The organism is Paracoccus sp. 22332 (genome assembly GCF_052045125.1).
GTDB classification, from domain to species: domain Bacteria; phylum Pseudomonadota; class Alphaproteobacteria; order Rhodobacterales; family Rhodobacteraceae; genus Paracoccus; species Paracoccus haematequi_A.
The window spans coordinates 1-20,044 of the sequence record NZ_JBQEOI010000022.1; the positions used below are offsets into that span (position 1 = coordinate 1).

Here is a 20,044-nt window from a genome sequence, read left to right on the forward strand (position 1 = left end):
GGGCACCTCGAAAAATTGCCCGGCCCGAGTTGCTGCGGTATGAACGGGGGGTGATCGGCTGCTTGGGCGTAACGATGGCACAGATGGGTTTCTTCGATCTTTCGGACCGCTATGCGAGCCTGGATGCCAAGAAGGACCCCTTGGTCGAGATTGACGCCGTTGTGCCGTGGGAGGAGTTCCGCCCGACGCTGGAGCGGGTTTGGCGCAAGCCAGATGCGGAGCGGAAGTCGCGCGCCGGGCGCAAGCCGATGGACGCCGTTCTGATGTTCAAGACACTGGTCCTGGGCGCGCTCTACAACCTGTCCGACGACCAGATCGAGTATCAGGTGCGCGACCGTTTGTCATTCATGCGGTTCCTCGGCCTAGGGCTTGAGGACCGGGTGCCCGATGCCAAGACGGTGTGGCTTTATCGCGAAGCGCTGGCGCAGGCGGGCCTGGTGGAGGCGCTGTTCAAGCAGTTCGACGGCTATCTGGCGCGCCGGGGTTACATCGCGCGGGGAGGGCAGATCCTGGATGCCTCCATCGTCCCGGTGCCGAAGAACCACAACACGCGCGAGGAAAACAAGGCGATCAAGAGCGGTGAGGTGCCCGAGGGCTGGTCCGACAAACCGGCCAAGCGGTCACAGAAGGACGTTGATGCCCGCTGGACCAAGAAGCACGGTAAATCCCACTATGGCTACAAGAACCATGTGAGCATGGACAGGAAGCACAAGCTGGTAAGACGTTACCATGTCAGCGATGCCGCCCTGCATGACAGCCAAGCGGTGGACCACCTGCTGACGCGGGGCAATACCGGCGCGGGGGTCTGGGCCGATCCGGCCTATCGGTCCGAGGAGATGGAAGCCAAGCTGCGCGGCATGAAGCTGAAGAGCCACATCCACCGCAAGGGCAAGCGCGGCAAGCCGCTGACCGAGCAGGCCAAAAGCAGCAACCGGACCAAATCCTCGGTGCGTGCCCGGGTCGAGCATGTCTTCGGCGCGCAGACCAATGACATGGGCGGCACGCTGGTGCGCACGATCGGCATGGTGCGGGCGAAGGCGAAGATCGGGATGAAGAACCTCGCTTACAACATGCGCCGCCTCGGCCAGCTGAGCCGCCTGAACCCGTGCCCGGGCTAACCCAGGGGCGCGGAAATCAAGTCGTGCGGCACGAAACGCCGCGCGCGACAGGCAAAGCATCAAAGACCCCGTAGCGCACAAGGGCACTGACGGGTGGCATCACGCCCATTTCAAGCCGCCGAGCCCGCGACCCGCGACCGGAAAAGGTCAAAAATCGAGGTGCCCAATAGATTGTCAGCCCCGAAGTCCTGCCGGCACCTCCGATCGAACCGGCACCAGACGTTACTGACTTGAATGACGATCAAGCACGAAGTCTACGAAAGTGCTTGCCGCACCTATCGCCAACCGGGCATGCCGCGGCTGCAGCCCCTTGAAGCCTCTCCCGCGTCCATGCCCCTTGCCATAGGCGTTCCTGAGCGGTGCCAGAGAATGGGCGATCCTGCCCAAGCTGGTCAGGATGTCACGAATTTCCGAAGCGCCTTTAGTGGTATCCTCAATCCCTTCGGGCATGATCTTTAGCTCCTTGCGCAGGAGCTTCAGCAGATCAGGAATTTCAGCCTTGCTGGAATACTCAACCTTGCGGTCATCCAGGATGAGCTTGCAACAGCTTTCCACGATTTCCTTGGCTAGGGCAATCGCCTCGCCAGGCTCGCTGTCACCTATGCGTTCAAGTCTGCGGAGATCCTCATACAGCGTTTCCGAATTCAGGGTAGCGGCGACCGCTTTGATACGCTGGAGAGGCATCCCGAGGGCATGAACCTTCCGCTGGGCTTCGAAGACGGGCCGGCCAGCAAGCACCGTGTCTTCGACAAGTTCCCACCCGTCTCCCGTTAGGTGTCCGTTGAACGCCTGGACCAGCGCGGCCTGCTCTTCAGCATCCGTTCGCACGATCGGATGGACGACCTCGCAGATGAACTTCAGCAACGTTTCCTGATCCGTGGCGTAAAGCCTGAAGCGCGGATCGCTATAGATCCAGTCCAGAGGCCAGTCATCATTGTTGATACAATGCTGCCAGATGTCCCCTTCAGCCGTTTCGTATCGGCTATCGCGCGAGGGCATGGTGGTCAGGTCATAGATGCGACTGAGGAATGCGATCTCGTCCAGCGCCCCGAACCAGATGGTGCCGCGCGCCCGCATCTCGTCTAGGAGGGCAGCCCTGGTCCGTGGGCCAATCTTTCCGTCAGCAACCTTCGAGCTGTTCTGGGCAGTCCGGAGGAGAGTTATCTCGGCATGAACCCAGAACCCTTCATCCTTTCCGAACACAAGCTGGATGTTTCTGTTAATTACATCCGCTATTTCTTGCCGGAGCGTTTCGATCGAAACAAAGACGGATACGGGAAGCCTTATATAAATGGTCCATAGTTCCGTTCCGCCGTTCCAGCTGTCTATGCCGGTTTGTTGGAGATCGATTTCGGCCTGCGTGATGACACGCAAAGCATCATCTTCATCTTTCGCCCGAAGCAGCTCGATGACAGTTGGCAGTGCGCCTTCGATTTGTCTCCTGATGCTAAGATAGCGCATTCTTCGCCTTGTCGTTGGATCCTACCGCACGTCTCTCGTGTGCTGAATCGATCATGCTTAAGGGACGGCGTAGAGCAAGGAGTTGCTGCACGAAGTCGAAAAAACGGCTCCCCAATACGTGCTGCAAGCCATAACTTTTCCTCTCCCAGCCGAAGGAAAACTTTTGCCTAGCGAAGGGAAAAATTATGGCCGGCAAAAGGAAAAGTTTTGGCTGTCAGCACACACCAATCACTGTGCTGTCGACTAGCCGCATTTCGAATGGCCGCAGTTCGGGCAGGTCATGCAGCCTTCGTTCATGCGCATTCCGTATTGGCCGCAGTTCGGGCAGGCTGGGCCCAGCGGGCGTTCGCCCATGGCCAAAGCCTCGACCTGCGGGTCGGATTTCAGGCCCAGGCCCTCGCCCGCCAGAAAGCCGATGGCAACCATATGGCGTTCGATCACCCCGCCGATGGCCGCCAGGATCGAGGGCACATAACGCCCGTCCATCCAGGCGCCGCCGCGCGGGTCGAAGACGGCTTTCAGCTCCTCGACCACGAAGGACACGTCGCCGCCGCGCCGGAACACCGCCGAAATCATCCGCGTCAGGGCGACGGTCCAGGCGAAATGCTCCATGTTCTTGGAGTTGATGAAGATCTCGAAGGGGCGGCGGTGGCCCGACTGGACGATGTCGTTGATGGTGATGTAGATCGCATGTTCGCTGGCGGGCCACTTCAGCTTGTAGGTCGCGCCTTCCAGGGCGACAGGACGGTCCAGCGGCTGGGTCAGATAGACCACATCGGCGCCGGTATCGACCTGCGGCACGGCCTCGGCCGCCTCGCTGACCGACAGCACCGATCCGGTCACCGCATTCGGGCGATAGGTGGTGCAACCCTTGCAGCCCAGATCCCACGCGGACAGATACACATCCTTGAAGTCCTGGAAGGACATATCCGCCGGGCAGTTGATGGTCTTGGAAATGCTGCTGTCCACCCACTCCTGCGCCGCCGCCTGCATGGCGACGTGATCCTGGGGTGCCAGAGTCTGGGCGTTGACGAAATGATCGGGCAAGGGCGCGTCGCCATGCAGGTCGCGCCACATCTGGACGGCGTAATCTGTCACCTCCTCCTCGGTCCGGCTGCCGTCCCTTTGCAGAACCTTGCGCGTATAGGCATGGGCGAAGACCGGCTCGATCCCGCTGGACACGTTCCCTGCATAGAGGCTGATCGTCCCGGTCGGCGCGATGCTGGTCAGCAGCGCGTTGCGGATGCCGTGCCGGGCCACCGCATCGCGCACATCCGCATCCATCCGCCGCATGAAACCCGAGGCCAGGAAGGCATCGCGGTCGAACAGCGGAAAGGTGCCCTTTTCCCGCGCCAGGTCGGCAGATGCCAGATAGGCCGAACGGGCAATGGCCTTCATCCAGGCCCGCGTCTGTTCCACCGCATCCGGCGCGCCATAGCGCAGGCCCAGCATCAGCAAAGCGTCGGCCAGCCCCGTCACGCCCAGGCCGATGCGGCGCTTGTTCCGCGCCTCGTCGGCCTGCTGCGGCAGGGGAAATTTCGACGCATCGACCACATTGTCCATCATCCGCACGGCCACGCGGACCAGATCGTCAAGCGCCGCCATGTCCAGGCGGGCCTGCGGCGTGAACGGCTCGGACACCAGCCGGGTCAGGTTCACCGACCCCAGCAGGCAGGCGCCATAGGGCGGCAGAGGCTGTTCGCCGCAGGGATTGGTGGCGGCGATGGTTTCCGCATAATGCAGGTTGTTCTGCCGGTTGATGCGGTCGATGAAGATCACGCCGGGTTCGGCATAATCATAGGTCGCCCGCATGATCCGGTTCCACAGATCCTGCGCGGGGACCGTGCGATAGACCGTGCCGCCGAAGACCAGTTCCCACGGACCGTCGGTCTTCACGGCCTCCATGAAGGCGTCCGTCACCAGCACCGACAGGTTGAACATTCGCAGCCGGGCGCTGTCCTGCTTGGCGGCGATGAAATCCTCGATGTCGGGGTGGTTGCAGAGCATGGTGGCCATCATCGCGCCCCGGCGGCTGCCCGCAGACATGATCGTGCGGCACATCGAATCCCACACGTCCATGAAGGACAGCGGCCCCGAGGCGTCCGCCGCCACGCCCCGCACCTCGGCCCCCTTGGGACGGATGGTGCTGAAATCATAGCCGATGCCGCCGCCCTGCTGCATGGTCAGGGCGGCTTCCTTCAGCGCCTGGAAGATCCCCTCCATGCTGTCGGGGATGGTGCCCATGACGAAGCAGTTGAACAGGGTGACGCTGCGCCCGGTGCCCGCGCCGGCCAGAATGCGCCCCGCGGGCAGAAAGCGGAAATCCTCGAGCGCAGCATAGAAACGGTCCTCCCACACAGCAGGATCTGATTCGACCTTGGCCAGATCGCGGGCGACGCGGCGCCAGCTGTCCTCGACCGTGGCGTCCAGGGGTCGGCCCTCGGCGTCCTTCAGGCGGTATTTCATGTCCCAGATCTGTTCGGCGATGGGCGCGGCGAAGCGGGTCATGGCAGATCCCTTGGGGCTGCGAATGGTCATCCTACCAAATAAGGACCAAATACCCGCCCGATCAAGCGTTCAGGCCGCGACGCACGGCGTCTTCGCAGGCCAAGGCCAGGGTTTTGCGCGTCTGCCCGGCCACAGGGACAGGATCATGCAGGACGACCATCACCCGCCCCTGCCGCCGCGCGGCCAGCACCGCCAGCAGATGCGGCCCCAGATCCATGTCGCCCCACCAGCCGTAAAAGCGCGGCTCCGCGCCCGGCGGCGCGTGATAGACCGCGCTGACCGGCTGGATCGCCAGCCCGGCGGGCAGCGCCGGATCCAGGAACCCCTGGAACAGGGTCGGCTTGAAGGGCAGCAGCCGCCGCCCATCGGTCGAGGTACCCTCGGGGAAGAACAGCAGCCGGTGGCCTGCCCGGACCCGCGCCGCGAACTCGGCGGCCTGCGCCTGCGCCAGCCGGGGATCGCGGACAACGAAATGCGTGTCGGTGACGCGGGTCAGAATGTTGATGCCCGGCCAGCCTGCAACCTCGGCCTTGCTGACGAAGAACACCGGCATGGCGGCGTTCAGGACCAGGATGTCCAGCCAGCTTGAATGGTTCGCCACCACCGCGCCGGGGCCGCGCATCGGCACACCCTGCCGCCGCCAGCGGATGCCGATGCAGGCCAGCACCAGACGGCAGACCGCCTGCACATGCGGTCCCGTCCAGGGGCGGCGGCGGCCGTGAACCAGACACTCGACCCCGCGCAGGGGCAGGATCAGCAGCACCCCCGCCAGCAGGACCAGGATCGCGCCCATTCCGCGCCGCGCGACGCGCAGCCAGTCGCGCAGGCCCCGAGGCCGGGCCAGGGGCGGCGGCGCGGAATCGCGCCAGGTCGCCTGGGTCCGTCCGGGATCAACGCGCGGCGCCGGGCTCATTGCGGCTGCCAGCGGCTTTCATAGAACTGCCGGTGCTTGTCCGACATCGCGGCGGTGTCCATCAGCAGGAACACATCGGTGGTATTGAAGGCGCGGTCGATGAACGCCCCCTCGCCCACCATGCCGCCCAGGCGCAGATAGGCCTTGATCAGCGCGGGCATCCCGATCAGCGCCTCGCGCCGGTCCAGGCGGTCGGCGGGGATCAGGTCCATGCGGTGAAATCCCTCGGGCCGGGCGCGGGGGCGCAGGTCGGCGGGGGCCAGGTGGTGATGGTGCAGCCAGCTGAGCGAGGGCGCCAGCATGGCGGTGTCGGTGCCGTGAAAGCTGGCGACGCCGAACAGGATCTGGATCCCGTGATCCAAGACGTAATCGGCAAGCGCGTTCCACAGCAGGAACATCCCCGACCCGCCCCGGCAGGCTGGATCGACGCAGGACCGGCCCAGTTCCAGCACCGGGCGCCCGCAGGCGCGCAGCGGCGTCAGGTCGTATTCGGAATCGCAGTAGAACCGCCCGAACCCCGCCGCCACGTCCCCCCGCAGCAGGCGATAGACACCGACGACATGATCCAGATCGTCCGGCGACCGGCGGTTGTCGATCAGGCACAGGTGATCCACGACCGGATCGAAAGCGTCGCGTTCCAGCCGCAGGTCATGATCCACCAGGGGGCCGTCGCCGCCCAGTTCCTCGATAAACACGCGATAGCGCAGGCGCTGCGCAGCCAGAAGATCCTGCTCCGACACCGCCAGGCGGATGTCGAAGAACGACGGATCGGATCGGGTGCGGGCGGCGGCGGACATGGGCATCGCGGTCCTGTCTAGGCGGGCGCGGGGGGTATTGCAATGATGCAGCAGATTGACCTGAACGCCACATGCCGGGCGCAGGTTTGCTTGCAAAACACAATCAAAGGTTGCAATCGTTGCGGCATGAACCACTCAGTTGCCGTGCGACCAGACGATATCCAGCGAAACCCGCCTGCCGTCTATGACCTGCTTTCCGGCCTCGGCGAAGTTGACCGTGATCCGGTCGCCGATGCGCGACTGCACCTGGCCCTCGCCCCATTCGGGCGCGCCGGGATGGCGGACGATCATGCCGGGTTCCAGGATCTCGTTCACGGCAGCCCCCTTGGTGACGTGCTGAAAGGTAATGCCGCATGACCCTGGATACAACGCGCATCACGCAGGCAGAGCTTGCGCACCTGCTGGGATCGCGGCTGTGCCATGACCTCGTCTCGCCGCTGGGCGCCATCGGCAACGGGGTCGAACTGCTGGAGATGTCGCCGGAATTTCCGGGCATCGGCGCCAGCCCCGAACTGAAGCTGATCGCGGAATCGGTGGCGGCGGCACGGTCGCGGATCCAGCTGTTCCGCGTGGCCTTCGGCCAGGTCCAGGGCGAACAGCGCATGTCGCGCGCGGGCCTGGCGCAGCTTCTGGACGGCATTGCAAGCCAGGGCCGGTTGCGCATCGTCCTTGAGGCCGAGGGCGACTTCGCCCGCGTGGAACTGCGCATGATCATGCTGGCGATCATGTGCCTGGAAAGCGCGCTGCCCTGGGGCGGCGCGATCACCGTGCTGCATGACGGGGGCCGCTGGCGGCTGGTGGGACAGGCCGACCGGGTCAAGCAGGATGCGGCGCTGTGGGCCTGGCTGGGCGGCGACGCCCCCCGCCCCCCTGCCCCGTCCGAGGTTCACTTCGCCCTTCTGGCCCAGGCCCTTGCCGCCGCACACCGCCAGCCAAGCTGGGATCTGGACGACAAGGGGGCCGAGATCGCGTTCTGATCCCCGGCGGACGGATCAGGCCCGGACCGTCCCGTCGCCCCGCACCAGGTATTTGAAGCTGGTCAGCTGCTCGGCCCCGACCGGGCCGCGCGCGTGCATCTTGCCGGTAGCGATGCCGATTTCCGCGCCCATCCCGAATTCCCCGCCATCGGCGAACTGGGTCGAGGCGTTGTGCATCAGGATCGCGCTGTCCAGCCCGGCAAAGAACCGCCGCGCCGTCGCGTCGTTTTCGGTCAGGATCGATTCGGTGTGCTGGCTGCCATAGCGGCGGATATGCGCGATGGCCCCATCCACGCCGTCGACCAGCTTGGCGGCCATGATCATGTCCAGGAATTCGCGCCCGAAATCGTCCGGCTGGGCCGCGACGGTGCCGGGAATGGCCGCCAGATCGCCGTCCGCGCGAACCTCGACCCCCGCATCCAGCAGGGCCTGGACCAGGGCAGAGCCATGCTTGGCGTAATAGCCCCGGTCGATCAGCAGACATTCGGCGGCGCCGCAGATGCCGGTGCGACGGGTCTTGGCGTTCAGCAGCACGCGGCGCGCCTTGTCGGGATCGGCGTCGCGGTCGACATAGATGTGGCAGATGCCCTCCAGATGCGCAAAGACCGGCACCCGCGCCTGCTGCTGCACCAGCCCGACCAGGCCCTTGCCGCCGCGCGGGATGATCACGTCGATCAGCCCCTGCGCCTGCAACATCGCGGTCACGGCGGCGCGGTCGCGGGTCGGGACAAGCTGGATCGCGGCCTCGGGCAGGTTCGTCTGGCGCAGGCCCTGGACCATGCAGGCATGGATGGCCTGGCTGGAATGCAGGCTTTCCGACCCGCCGCGCAGGATCACCGCGTTGCCGGATTTCAGCGCCAGGGCGCCCGCATCCGCCGTCACGTTGGGGCGGCTTTCATAGATCACGCCGATCACGCCGATGGGGGTGCGGACCCGCTGGATATGCAGCCCGTTGGGGCGGTCCCATTCGGCCACCACCTCGCCCACCGGGTCGCGCTGTTCGGCCACCGCGCGCAAGCCGTCCTCGATCCCGCGCAGGCGGTCGGGATCCAGCCGCAGCCGGTCCAGCATCGAATCGGCCAGGCCCTTGTCGCGGCCGAACTGCATGTCCTTGTCGTTCGCGGCCAGGATCTCGGCCTGGCGCAGGCGCAGCGCCTCGGCCGCGCCGATCAGGGCCGCGTGCTTGCGTTCGGCCGATGCCTGGGCAAGGTCGATCGCAGCCGCCCGCGCGGCTTCGCCCATGCGCCCGATCAGCGCCGTTGCATCGTCGAGGTCCGTCATTGCCGTATCCATTCGCCTTCATCCCCTGCCGTGGGATTGCGTCATAGCTAATATGGAAAGCGGACGTTAGATCCGAAATGGGGGAAATGGCGCGGTTGACGGGGCTCGAACCCGCGACCCCCGGCGTGACAGGCCGGTACTCTAACCAACTGAGCTACAACCGCGCATTATCCTGGGCGATGGTGTGTGTGGCGCGGTTGACGGGGCTCGAACCCGCGACCCCCGGCGTGACAGGCCGGTACTCTAACCAACTGAGCTACAACCGCACACTCACCACCCCGACAGATCGCCCTTCGGGGTGAGGGGCGGTTTACGCAGACCGCAGCCCCCCGTCAAGGGCGCGTCACGAAAAATCGCCACGCGCGCGAGGATAACTGATCCGCCCCCCGCAGCAGGGTTCCGCGACCCCGGTCGTCGCCGGACCCGAGGTGGGCCACCCGCGCATCACCCGCGCCGCCAGCCAGCCGAAGGCCTGGGCCTCCAACATGTCGCCGTTCAGGCCGGCCGCCTCGACCGGCTGCACATTGCAGGGCAATACCTTCGACAGCCGCGCCATGATCGCGGGGTTGCGCCGCCCGCCGCCGCAGACCAGCACCGTGGCAGGAACGGTCGGCATCCAGCGCATCCCTGCCGCGACCGCCCCCGCAAGCGCCGCGACCAGTGTGGCAGCGGCATCCGCGTCCGCCAGCGGTGCGACGGCGGCGGCAAGGCCCCCGAACTGGTCGCGATCCAGCGATTTCGGCGGCGGGCGGTCGAACCAGGGATGGCGCAGGAACTCGGCCACCACGCCGTCATCCACCCGGCCCGTCGCGGCCAAGACGCCGTCGCGGTCGTGGGTTTGCCGCAGGCGCCGCCGCATCAGGTCGTTGATCGGGGCATTGGCGGGGCCGGTGTCGAAGGCCAGGCAGGCGCCCGGCGCCTCGGGTGCGGAGGCGGTCGGATCGACCCAGGTGATGTTGCCGACGCCGCCCAGGTTCAGGAAGGCCACCGGCCGGGCGGGCAAGCGGCCCTGCCCCGCGGCCCAGCCCGCGCAGGCCCAATGGAAGAAGGGCGCCAGCGGCGCGCCTTCGCCGCCCTGCCGCACATCCTCGCGGCGGAAATCCCAGACCACCGGACGCCCCGCCACGCGCGCCAGGGCCGCCCCGTCGCCCGCCTGGTGGGTGCCTCTGCCCTGCGGCTCATGGGCCAGCGTCTGGCCATGATAGCCGATCATTTCGGCCTCGGGGAAATCGGCGGCCATCGCGGCATGGTTTCGGACCGACAGATCCGCGGCCTCGGCCACGCCCGGCTCGCCCGGCCAACGGCCAAGCGCCGCGTGCAGGACGGCGGATTCGTTGTCGGAATAGGCGCGAAAGCCGCTGCGCCCGAAGCCCGCGATCCGCACCCCGTCGGTTTCGATCATCGCCGCGTCCACCCCGTCCATCGACGTGCCCGACATCATTCCCAGAACCCGGATCATCGCGCTTTCCCTTGGCTGCCTCAGCCGGTATATCCCCGCCGACCAGAAGGAAAAAGCCGATGACCTACAGCCCCAAGTCCGATTTCCTGCGCGTGATGATCGAGCGCGGCTATGTCGCCGACTGCACCGACTATGCGGCGCTGGATCAGGCGCTGCTGGACGGGCCGGTCACCGCCTATATCGGCTATGACGCGACGGCGGCGTCGCTGCATGTGGGGCACCTGCTGAACATCATGATGCTGCGCTGGTTCCAGAAGACCGGCAACCGGCCCATCACGCTGATGGGCGGCGGCACGACCAAGGTGGGCGATCCCTCGTTCCGGTCCGAGGAGCGCCCGCTGCTGGACGAGGCCGCGATCCAGGCCAATATCGACGGGATGCAGCAGGTCTTTGCGCGCTATCTGTCCTATGGCGGCGACGGCGCGCTGATGCTGAACAATGCCGAATGGCTGGACGGGCTGAATTATCTGGAATTCCTGCGCGACATCGGCCGGCATTTCAGCGTCAACCGGATGCTGTCCTTCGAATCCGTCAAGTCCCGGCTGGACCGCGAACAGTCGCTGTCCTTCCTGGAATTCAACTACATGATCCTGCAAGCCTATGATTTCCTCGAACTGCACCGCCGTTATGATTGCCGGTTGCAGATGGGCGGATCGGATCAGTGGGGCAATATCGTCAACGGCATCGACCTGACGCGGCGGGTCGATGACGCGGTGATCTGGGGGCTGACCTCGCCGCTGCTGACGACCAGCGACGGGCGCAAGATGGGCAAGTCGGCCGGGGGTGCTGTCTGGCTGAACGGGGCGATGCTGTCGCCCTATGAGTTCTGGCAGTTCTGGCGCAACACCACCGATGCCGATGTGGGCCGGTTCCTGAAGCTGTATACCGAACTGCCGGTCGAGGAATGCGACCGTCTGGGCGCGCTTCAAGGGTCCGAGATCAACGCGGCAAAGGTGCGCCTGGCCAACGAGGTGACGACCCTGCTGCACGGCACGCAAGCCGCCGCAAGCGCCGAGGCCACCGCGCGCGAGGTGTTCGAGCAGGGCGGCGCGGGCGGCGACCTGGAGGTCGCGGTCCTGCCCGCCAGCGTACTGGGCAACGGGCTGTCGGTGGTCCAGCTTCTGGTGCAGACCGGCATCACGCCCTCGGGCAAGGAGGCGAAGCGGCTGATCGCCGAGGGCGGCCTGCGCCTGAACAACGAAGCGGTCAGCGATCCGCAGTTGACTGTTAATCAGTTGCTGATCGGGAACGGGCTGAAAGTGTCTATCGGCAAAAAGAAGCATCGTATGGTGACGTTGGGGTGATGCGCTTGCTGCATGGCAGCATTGCAAGTCCGGTTGACGCTGCGTCGCAGCAATAGACAGCGCCGGACCCGGTCCCTATGTTCCATTGCGGGAGGATCACTCCGACCCGAAAGACAGGACAATGGCACAGAACACCGTACAACCCCTCAGCATCGCCGCCCGCAAGTTGCAGGCCGAAGCCGATGCCGTGCTGGACCAGATGTTCGGGTATTTCACCCGCGAGGAAGCGCCCCGCGTTGTCGTGGACAACACCCGCCGCGCGGCCTGACACACCAGACCAGCACAGGATTTTCCGGGGGCGTTCGCGCCCCCTTCGCATGTCTGCCGATCAGCGCGCCACCGCGCGGGGATAACCGTTGGCCCGCAGCCGCGCGAGCGCCGCGACCAGTGCCTGCCGGTCCGCGAACGGCCCCGCGAGAATCGCCTTGCCCAGCTTGTCCCCCAGTTTCTGATCGCGTTGCGCCGTGCGATAGCCCAGGCCGGACAGGCGGCGCAGCGCCGCCAGGGCGTTCGCCGCGTCGGCATAGATGCCGATCTCGACATAGCGGGCATTGGCGGGGATCATCTCGACGGGTTTCGGCTTTTCGGCCGGGGATGCCGCGGCGGGCCTGCGGGCGACGACCGAGGCGGGCCTGGCTGCCCGTTCGGCCCGATGCACGGGCTTGGAAGCAGGGGGCGACTCGGCCGCAGGGGCCTGCGGGTCAGCCACCACCGCCGGTTCCGCCAAGGTGGATGCGGCACGCGCGGTGATCTGCGGCAAGGGCTGGGGCGCAGTCATGCCGGGGCACAGGCCTTGGGTCACATCACCGCCGATGATCGGCGTTGCGTCGCTGGCCGGACGATAGCCGAGCCGCGCGCAAAGCCCGTCGGGCGCCTTTCCGGTCATGGCGCTGCGAAGCCTGGCCTCGGTGTCGATCTGGCTCTGCAAGGTCGCGTCCAGCGCCGCCTGGCCCGGATCGGGGGCAATGTCTGTCAAGGGAGCCATCGGTGCATCGGTGACGAGATCGCCGGACCTCAAGCCCTGGGCCAGGACTTCCGCCAGGGCTTCTTCGGGCGAAACAGGCTCTCGCAATGCCGTGTCCGACAGCGCGGGCTGGCTGGGCGGGAAGCCGCAGATGGACGCGCCCTGCTTGTCCCGCCGGGGCGTCCAGTCCTTGCCGTCCCGGACAAAGACGCAGCCGGTTCGGTCGATATATTGCGCGCCCGGATAATCTCCGGGCGGGGGCGGATCGGGCGCGGCCATGACCCGTCCCGGCAGCAGAAGCACCATTACCACCCAGATCAACACCCGCATCAGCCACCCGCGATTCGACTTCCTGAATCAGGGATAGGCACATTGCGTGAACCGGGGGTTAACGCGGCTATTTCGTGCCGAACATCCGGTCGCCCGCATCGCCAAGGCCCGGTACGATATAGCCGTGATCGTCCAGCCGTTCGTCCAGAGACGCGGTGAAGATCGGCACGTCGGGATGGGCCTGGCGCATCCGTTCCACCCCTTCGGGCGCGGCCAGCAGGCACAGGAACCGCAGGTTCGTGGCGCCCCGCGCCTTCAGCATGTCGATGGCCGCGACGGACGAATTGCCGGTCGCCAGCATAGGATCCACGACGATCGTCAGTCGCACGTCCAGTTCCTTGGGGACCTTGCAGTAATATTCGACCGGCATCAGCGTTTCGGGGTCGCGGTACAGACCCACGAAGCCCACCCGCGCGCCGGGAATCATCTCAAGAATCCCGTCCAGAAGCCCATTTCCCGCCCGCAGGATCGAGATCAGCGCCAGCTTCTTGCCTTCCAGCGTGGGGGCGTCCATCTCGCACAGGGGGGTTTCGATCCGCGTGGTGGTCAGTTCCAGTTCGCGCGTCACCTCGTATGCCAGCAGCAGGCTGATTTCGCGCAGCAGGCGGCGGAAGCCCGCGGTCGATACGTCCTTCTGGCGCATGATCGTCAGCTTGTGCTGGACCAGCGGGTGGTCGATGACGGTCAGGTGCTGGGTCACGGAAACTCCTTCAAAAGCCGGTCGCGGGTGGCAGGATCGCAAAAGGCGGCCTCGGCAGCCCAGCGGTTGATCTGCGCGAACTCCGTATCGCCCCAACCGAAGGCATCGGCAAGACGGTCGTATTCGTGACGCATCGTCGTGTGAAAAAACGGCGGATCGTCGGTCGAGACGGTGACGCGCACCCCCGCATCGGCCAGCCGCGCGATGGGATGGGCGGGCCAGTCGGGGAACAGTCCAAGCGCGACATTCGATCCGGGGCAGACCTCCAGCGTGACGCCGGTGTTGGCAAGGTCGCGGATCAGGGCCGCGTCCTCGATGGCGCGGACCCCGTGGCCAATGCGGGTGCAGCCAAGCGCCAGGGCATCGCGGATGCTGTCCGGTCCACCCCATTCGCCCGCATGGCAGGTCAGGCCCAGCCCCGCCTCTTTCGCGCAGTCGAAGGACCAGGCGTAATCCGTTGTCCGGCCAACGGTTTCCGCCCCGCCCATGCCGAAGCCCGTGACCCAGCCACCTGCCGTTTCCGCCGCGCAAAGAGCGGTTTTCCGGGCGCGGTCGGGGCCGAAATGGCGGATCGCGGTCAGGATCGCGCGGCTGTCGATGCCGTCCGCGCGGGCCTTGTCGGCGATCTCGGTCATCGCCGCCAGATAGTCGCGCCAAGCGGACAGGTCGGCCTCGCCGCAGAATTCGGGGGACACGAACAGTTCGGTATAGATGACGCCCTGTTCGGCGCTGCGTTCCAGCACCTCGGCCAGCAGGCGGGCGTAATCCCGTGGGGTTTGCAGGACGCTGGTCGCGGCCTCGTAGCAGCGCAGGAAACCGTCGAAGCCGTCATAGGCATAATGGCCCTGCGGGTCGAACACGCCGCTCAGGTCGGCGCCCTTTTCACTGGCAAGCCCCCGGATGAAGCCGGGGGGCGCTGCGCCTTCCAGATGCAGGTGCAGTTCGATCTTCTTCACAGGAACGACCTTCCATGATCGGGCGCGGGCAGACCCAGATGCGCCAGGACCGAGGCGCCGATGTCGCTGAACCCCACCAGCCCGATGGCGCGCGTCCCAACCCCGTGACCCAGCACCGCCACCCGTTCGCGGGTATGATCGGTGCCGTGCCAGGACGGATCGTTGCCGTGATCGGCGGTGAAAATCGCCAGATCGCCGGGACGAAGCGTGTCCAGGAACCGGCCCGCGATTCCGTCGAACCACTCCAGCTGCGCGGCATAGCCGGGAAGGTCGCGGCGGTGGCCGAAATTCGTGTCGAATTCGACGAAATTGGCGAAGGTCAGGCTGCCCGGTTCGGCCTCGGACCCCAGGCGGATCAGGTGGTCCGCCAAGTCGGCGTCGGACTTGCCCTTGTGCAGATGAGAAATGCCGAGATGGCTGAAGATGTCGCCGATCTTGCCGATGGCATGGGTCACGCGGCCGCCATTCTGGGCGATGTCCAGGATCGTGCGGCCCGGCGGGGCGATGGCGAAGTCGCGGCGGTTGCCGGTGCGGCGGAACTCGCCCGGTGCCTCGCCCAGGAAGGGCCGGGCGATCACCCGGCCGACGCGCATCGCGTGCAGCATCGGCGCCAGCGACTGGCACAGCGCAATCAGCCGATCCAGGCCGAAATGCTCTTCATGCGCAGCGATCTGCAACACGCTGTCGACCGAAGTATAGCAGATCGGCCAGCCGGTGCGGATATGGTCGGTCCCGAAATCCTCGATCACCTGGGTGCCCGAGGCGTGGCAGTTGGCAAGGATCCCTTGGGTCCCCGCAAGGTCGCAGATCCGCGCGGTCACCTCGGGCGGAAAGGCCGGGGTGGTGTCGGGGAAATAGTGCCAGTCCCAGGGCACCGGCACGCCCGCGATTTCCCAATGTCCCGAAGGGGTATCCTTGCCGCGAGAGATCTGGGTCGCGCCCCCCCACAGGCCTTGCGGTGGACTCATCAGGCCGGGCGCGTCCTGCCCGGATGCCAGCCGCACCGCCGCGCCGAGGCCCAGCCGCGCAAGGATCGGCATGTGCAGCGGTCGTGCCTGGGCGATATGGCCCACGGTGTTGGCGCCGGTATCGGGGCGGTTGCCGTTGAAGAACTGGCCGGCATCCGGCGCGCCGCCGATGCCGACACTGTCCATGACGATCAGGAAGGCGCGCCGGTCCGTCACGGCGCGATCCGTTCGCGCACCAGAGGGCCGGGTTCCGCGCCCTCTCCCAGGCGATAGGCTGCGGCGACGGCGGCGATGGCGACCTCGGCCGCAGTGTCGTCGGCGGCGTGGACCAGGGCCAGGGGGCGACCGGGGCCGACCTCCTCGCCCAGCTTGGCCAGCATGGACAGCCCGACGCGTGGGTCGATCGCCTCGCCCGCGCGGACGCGGCCGCCGCCAAGCGCCACGACCGCATGGCCCAGGGCGGTCACGTCGATCTGCGCCACCTTGCCCTCGGGCGTGGGAACCGGGCGGATCACCGGCGCAGGCGGCAGATGGGCATCGGGGCGGTCCAGCAGGTCGGCAGGCCCACCCTGGGCCGCGACCATGCGGCCAAAGATTTCCGCCGCAGCGCCGCCGTCCAGCAGGTCGGCCAGCCCGGCATTCCCCTGCCCCACCAGCCGCAGGACTTCGGATCCCAAGGCCAACGTCAGGTCGCGCAGCGCGCCGGGCTCGCCCCGCAAGACGCGGATCGCCTCGGCCATTTCCAGCGCGTTACCTGCGCTGCGGGCCAGCGGCTGGTCCATGTCGGTGATCAGCGCCGATGTCGCGCAACCGGCGCCGTTGGCGGTTTCCACCAAGGCCTGCGCCAGCCGCTGCGACGATTCGGCCTTGCGCAGGAATGCCCCGGACCCCGCCTTCACGTCCAGCACAAGCGCCTGCAACCCCGCCGCCAGCTTCTTGGACAGAATGGACGCGGTGATCAGGTCGATCGATTCCACCGTCGCGGATTCGTCGCGGATCGCATACAGCCTGCGGTCGGCGGGCGCGAAATCGCCGCTGGCGGCCACGATGGCGCAGCCGACGCTGCGGGTGATGCGCCGGAAATCGTCCTCGGACTGGTCGCAACGATAACCGGAGATCGCCTCAAGCTTGTCCAGCGTGCCGCCGGTATGGCCCAGCCCCCGGCCCGAGATCATCGGCACGAACATCCCCCGCGCGGCCAGCAGGGGCGCCAGGACCAGGCTGACCGCGTCGCCGATGCCGCCGGTCGAATGCTTGTCCACTACCGGCCCCGGCAGATCCCAATGCAGGACGTGGCCCGAATCGCGCATCGCCCGCGTCAGCGCCACGCGCCCCTGGACGCCCGTTCCCTTCAGCAGCACCGCCATCGCAAAGGCGCCCGCCTGCGCGTCGCTGATCGACCCGTTCGCCAGGCCCTGCGCGATCAGCGCCGCACCCGGCCCGTCCAGGCCGCGGCCATCGCGGATCGCGGCGATGACAGGGCGCGGGTCGGTCATTCCGCCCTGGCCATGTGCCCGGCGTCGAACCGGCCCGGCAGCAATTCGCCCACCGTGGTCGCCAGGGTCGCGCCCTCGGTCGTGGCCAGCAGGACCGGGGTGTCGGCACGAGCGAATTCGGCCAGCTTCTGACGACAGCCGCCGCAGGGCGGCACGGGCGACGGGCTGTCGGCGATCACCGCGACCTCGATCAGCTCCGTCTCTCCGGCGGCGACCATCGCTGCGATGGCCCCGGCCTCGGCGCAGGTGCCTTCGGGATAGGCGACGTTCTCGACATTGCAGCCGCGATAGATCGCGCCCGACCTGCCCCGGACGGCCGCGCCGACCTTGAAGCGCGAATAGGGCACATAGGCCATTTCCCGGACCGCGCGCGCGGCATCCAACAGCGACATGGGGCATCCTCACCATTCGTTGCGCAGTTTTGCGCAGGGTTTCCGCTAACGCAAGACGAAGCCGCCTGTTCCCCGTTCCAGAAATGGTTTAACGCTCAACTAATTTGCGACCAAGGGGGCCGAGATGGACGAACGCAGGCAGGACAACGCCCGGCAAGAGGCACTGGATTATCACGAATTCCCGCGTCCCGGTAAGCTGGAGATCCGCGCCACCAAGCCCCTGGCGAACGGCCGCGACCTGTCCCGCGCCTATTCCCCCGGCGTGGCCGAGGCCTGCCTGGAGATCAAGGCCGATCCCGCCACGGCCAGCCGCTATACCTCGCGCGCGAACCTGGTCGCGGTGGTGTCGAACGGCACGGCGGTCCTGGGCCTGGGCAATATCGGCGCGGCAGCGTCCAAGCCGGTGATGGAAGGCAAGGCCGTCCTGTTCAAGAAATTCGCCAATATCGACTGCTTTGACATCGAGGTGAACGAATCCGACCCCGAAAAGCTGGCCGAGATCGTCTGCGCGCTGGAACCCACCTTCGGCGCGGTGAACCTTGAGGATATCAAGGCGCCCGACTGCTTCATCGTCGAAAAGCTGTGCCGCGAGCGGATGAACATCCCGGTCTTTCACGACGACCAGCACGGCACCGCCATCGTCGTCGGCGCCGCCGCCACCAACGCCCTGCATGTCGCCGGCAAGCGGTTCGAGGATATCAAGGTCGTCTCGACCGGCGGCGGGGCGGCGGGGATCGCTTGCCTCAACATGCTGCTGAAGCTGGGCGTCAAGCGCGAGAACGTCTGGCTGTGCGACATCCACGGCCTGGTCTACAAGGGCCGGGTCGAGGACATGACCGCCCAGAAGGCCGCCTTCGCCCAGAACAGCACGGCCCGCACCCTGGCCGAGGTGATCGAGGGCGCCGACCTGTTCCTGGGCCTGTCAGGCCCCGGCGTCCTGAAACCCGAGATGGTGGCGAAGATGACCCCTCGCCCGATCATCTTCGCGCTGGCGAACCCGACGCCGGAAATCCTGCCCGACGACGCCCGCGCCGTGGCCCCGGATGCGATCATCGCCACCGGGCGCAGCGATTTCCCCAACCAGGTCAACAACGTCCTGTGTTTCCCCTTCATCTTCCGCGGCGCGCTGGACGTGGGCGCGACCACCATCAACGCGGAAATGGAGTTGGCCTGCATCGACGGCATCGCCAAGCTGGCCCGGACCACCACCGCCGCCGAGGCCGCCGCCGCCTATCGGGGCGAGACGCTGACCTTCGGCGCCGACTACCTGATCCCGAAACCCTTCGATCCGCGCCTGGTCGGCATCGTCAGTTCCGCCGTGGCGCGCGCCGCGATGGAAACCGGGGTCGCCACCCGGCCGCTGGACGACCTGGACGCCTACAAGCGCAAGCTGGACAGCTCGGTCTTCCGCTCGGCCCTGATCATGCGCCCGGTCTTCGAGGCCTCGCGCGCCGCCGACCGCCGCATCGTCTTCGCCGAGGGCGAGGATGAACGCGTGCTGCGCGCCGCCAACGCCATGCTGGAGGAAACGACCGACGTGCCGATCCTGATCGGCCGCCCCGAGGTCGTCGCCACCCGCTGCGAACGCGCGGGCCTGCCGATCCGTCCCGAACGCGATTTCGAGATCGTGAACCCCGAAAACGACCCCCGCTATCGCGATTACTGGGAAACCTATCACCACCTGATGGCGCGGCGCGGCGTCAGCCCCGACATCGCCCGCGCGATCATGCGCACCAACACCACCGCCATCGGCGCCGTCATGGTCCATCGGGGCGAAGCCGACAGCCTGATCTGCGGCACCTTCGGCCAGTATACTTGGCACCTGCGCTATATCCGGGAAATCCTGGCCCGCGACGGATTGTCGCCGGTCGGCGCGCTGTCGATGATCATCCTGGAAGACGGGCCGCTGTTCATCGCCGACACGCAATGCCACGACGATCCGACGCCGATGCAGGTCATGGAGACAGTCGTGGGCGCCGCGCGCCACGTCCGCCGCTTCGGCCTGACGCCCAAGATCGCGCTGTGCTGCCATTCGCAGTTCGGCAACATGGACAGCTATACCGGCCGCAAGATGCGCGAGGCCCTGGCGCTGCTGGACGCGCGGCAGCCCGATTTCATGTATGACGGCGAAATGCATGTCGATGCGGCCCTGGATCCCGACCTGAGAGAGCGGATCTTCCCGAAATCCCGGCTGGAGGGGGTGGCGAACGTTCTGGTCTTCCCCGGCACCGATGCGGCGTCCGGCGTGCGCAACGCCCTGAAGATGCGCGCCAACGGGCTGGAGGTCGGACCGATCCTGATGGGCATGGGCAACCGCGCGCATATCGTCACGCCTTCGATCACCGCACGCGGCCTGCTGAACATGAGCGCCTTGGCCGGAACCCCGGTCGCCCATTACAGTTGAGACTGACAGCGCCGGG

General features: G+C 66.6%; 18 protein-coding genes and 2 tRNA genes. 5 read left to right on the top strand and 15 right to left on the bottom strand.

Going from position 1 to position 20,044, the window contains the following annotated elements:
* Positions 1–74 precede the first annotated feature (74 nt).
* Complete coding sequence (locus ACTJI6_RS17005; protein ID WP_085502601.1) at positions 75–1,118, top strand: IS5 family transposase; 1,044 nt, start codon at positions 75–77, stop codon at positions 1,116–1,118.
* A 222-nt stretch (positions 1,119–1,340) separates the two neighbouring features.
* Here ACTJI6_RS17005 and ACTJI6_RS17010 read toward each other — a convergent pair whose 3' ends face one another.
* The 5 genes from ACTJI6_RS17010 to ACTJI6_RS17030 all read right to left on the bottom strand — a co-directional run bounded on the left by ACTJI6_RS17010 (position 1,341) and on the right by ACTJI6_RS17030 (position 7,112).
* Complete coding sequence (locus tag ACTJI6_RS17010) at positions 1,341–2,579, bottom strand: abortive infection family protein (RefSeq protein ID WP_440802339.1); 1,239 nt, start codon at positions 2,577–2,579, stop codon at positions 1,341–1,343.
* Positions 2,580–2,822: 243 nt separating this feature from the next.
* Positions 2,823–5,087, bottom strand: coding sequence for an adenosylcobalamin-dependent ribonucleoside-diphosphate reductase (locus ACTJI6_RS17015; RefSeq protein WP_440802341.1), 2,265 nt, complete (start codon positions 5,085–5,087; stop codon positions 2,823–2,825).
* A gap of 61 nt (positions 5,088–5,148) precedes the next feature.
* Positions 5,149–6,000, bottom strand: a complete 852-nt coding sequence (locus ACTJI6_RS17020) for a lysophospholipid acyltransferase family protein (RefSeq protein ID WP_440802342.1) — start codon at positions 5,998–6,000, stop codon at positions 5,149–5,151.
* A complete protein-coding gene (locus tag ACTJI6_RS17025; RefSeq protein ID WP_440802344.1) occupies positions 5,997–6,797 on the bottom strand; it encodes a GNAT family N-acetyltransferase in 801 nt (266 codons plus the stop codon). Before ACTJI6_RS17025 ends, ACTJI6_RS17020 begins: the two co-directional genes overlap by 4 nt.
* Positions 6,798–6,932: 135 nt before the next feature.
* Entirely contained in the window at positions 6,933–7,112 is a 180-nt protein-coding gene (locus ACTJI6_RS17030) for a DUF3553 domain-containing protein (RefSeq protein ID WP_126155274.1), read from the bottom strand.
* 38 nt (positions 7,113–7,150) lie between these two features.
* Between ACTJI6_RS17030 and ACTJI6_RS17035 the strand changes: the two genes are divergently transcribed.
* Positions 7,151–7,774: a histidine phosphotransferase family protein gene (locus tag ACTJI6_RS17035; protein WP_440802346.1), complete on the top strand. Its 624-nt coding sequence runs from the start codon at positions 7,151–7,153 to the stop codon at positions 7,772–7,774.
* A gap of 15 nt (positions 7,775–7,789) precedes the next feature.
* Here the strand turns inward: ACTJI6_RS17035 and ACTJI6_RS17040 are convergent, their stop codons facing one another.
* The 4 genes from ACTJI6_RS17040 to ACTJI6_RS17055 all read right to left on the bottom strand — a co-directional run bounded on the left by ACTJI6_RS17040 (position 7,790) and on the right by ACTJI6_RS17055 (position 10,514).
* Complete coding sequence (locus tag ACTJI6_RS17040; RefSeq protein WP_440802349.1) at positions 7,790–9,055, bottom strand: glutamate-5-semialdehyde dehydrogenase; 1,266 nt, start codon at positions 9,053–9,055, stop codon at positions 7,790–7,792.
* An 87-nt stretch (positions 9,056–9,142) separates the two neighbouring features.
* A tRNA-Asp gene (locus ACTJI6_RS17045) sits at positions 9,143–9,219 on the bottom strand.
* A 25-nt stretch (positions 9,220–9,244) separates the two neighbouring features.
* Positions 9,245–9,321, bottom strand: a tRNA-Asp gene (locus ACTJI6_RS17050).
* 77 nt (positions 9,322–9,398) lie between these two features.
* Positions 9,399–10,514 (bottom strand): anhydro-N-acetylmuramic acid kinase, encoded by a 1,116-nt coding sequence (locus ACTJI6_RS17055; RefSeq protein ID WP_440802352.1) that lies wholly within the window; start codon positions 10,512–10,514, stop codon positions 9,399–9,401.
* Between the two features lie 59 nt (positions 10,515–10,573).
* Between ACTJI6_RS17055 and tyrS the strand changes: the two genes are divergently transcribed.
* Together tyrS and ACTJI6_RS17065 are read left to right on the top strand one after the other, a co-directional pair.
* Entirely contained in the window at positions 10,574–11,818 is a 1,245-nt protein-coding gene (gene tyrS, locus ACTJI6_RS17060) for a tyrosine--tRNA ligase (protein WP_440802353.1), read from the top strand.
* A gap of 121 nt (positions 11,819–11,939) precedes the next feature.
* Positions 11,940–12,086 (top strand): hypothetical protein, encoded by a 147-nt coding sequence (locus tag ACTJI6_RS17065; protein ID WP_164555263.1) that lies wholly within the window; start codon positions 11,940–11,942, stop codon positions 12,084–12,086.
* A gap of 60 nt (positions 12,087–12,146) precedes the next feature.
* Here the strand turns inward: ACTJI6_RS17065 and ACTJI6_RS17070 are convergent, their stop codons facing one another.
* The 6 genes from ACTJI6_RS17070 to ACTJI6_RS17095 form a co-directional block, all read right to left on the bottom strand.
* A complete protein-coding gene (locus tag ACTJI6_RS17070; protein ID WP_440802355.1) occupies positions 12,147–13,112 on the bottom strand; it encodes an SPOR domain-containing protein in 966 nt (321 codons plus the stop codon).
* Positions 13,113–13,179: 67 nt separating this feature from the next.
* Entirely contained in the window at positions 13,180–13,812 is a 633-nt protein-coding gene (upp, locus tag ACTJI6_RS17075; RefSeq protein WP_126155268.1) for a uracil phosphoribosyltransferase, read from the bottom strand.
* Complete coding sequence (locus ACTJI6_RS17080) at positions 13,809–14,768, bottom strand: adenosine deaminase (RefSeq protein ID WP_440802357.1); 960 nt, start codon at positions 14,766–14,768, stop codon at positions 13,809–13,811. Before ACTJI6_RS17080 ends, upp begins: the two co-directional genes overlap by 4 nt.
* Positions 14,765–15,952 (bottom strand): phosphopentomutase, encoded by a 1,188-nt coding sequence (locus ACTJI6_RS17085; protein WP_440802358.1) that lies wholly within the window; start codon positions 15,950–15,952, stop codon positions 14,765–14,767. Before ACTJI6_RS17085 ends, ACTJI6_RS17080 begins: the two co-directional genes overlap by 4 nt.
* Entirely contained in the window at positions 15,949–17,232 is a 1,284-nt protein-coding gene (locus ACTJI6_RS17090; protein ID WP_440802359.1) for a thymidine phosphorylase, read from the bottom strand. The genes ACTJI6_RS17085 and ACTJI6_RS17090 overlap by 4 nt, the downstream gene beginning before the upstream one ends.
* Complete coding sequence (locus ACTJI6_RS17095) at positions 17,229–17,624, bottom strand: cytidine deaminase (RefSeq protein ID WP_440802361.1); 396 nt, start codon at positions 17,622–17,624, stop codon at positions 17,229–17,231. Before ACTJI6_RS17095 ends, ACTJI6_RS17090 begins: the two co-directional genes overlap by 4 nt.
* A gap of 124 nt (positions 17,625–17,748) precedes the next feature.
* Here ACTJI6_RS17095 and ACTJI6_RS17100 point away from each other — a divergent pair, with 124 nt between their 5' ends.
* Positions 17,749–20,028 carry an NADP-dependent malic enzyme gene (locus tag ACTJI6_RS17100; protein WP_440802363.1) on the top strand — a complete coding sequence of 760 codons (2,280 nt, stop codon included), beginning with the start codon at positions 17,749–17,751 and terminating at the stop codon, positions 20,026–20,028.
* Positions 20,029–20,044 lie beyond the last annotated feature (16 nt).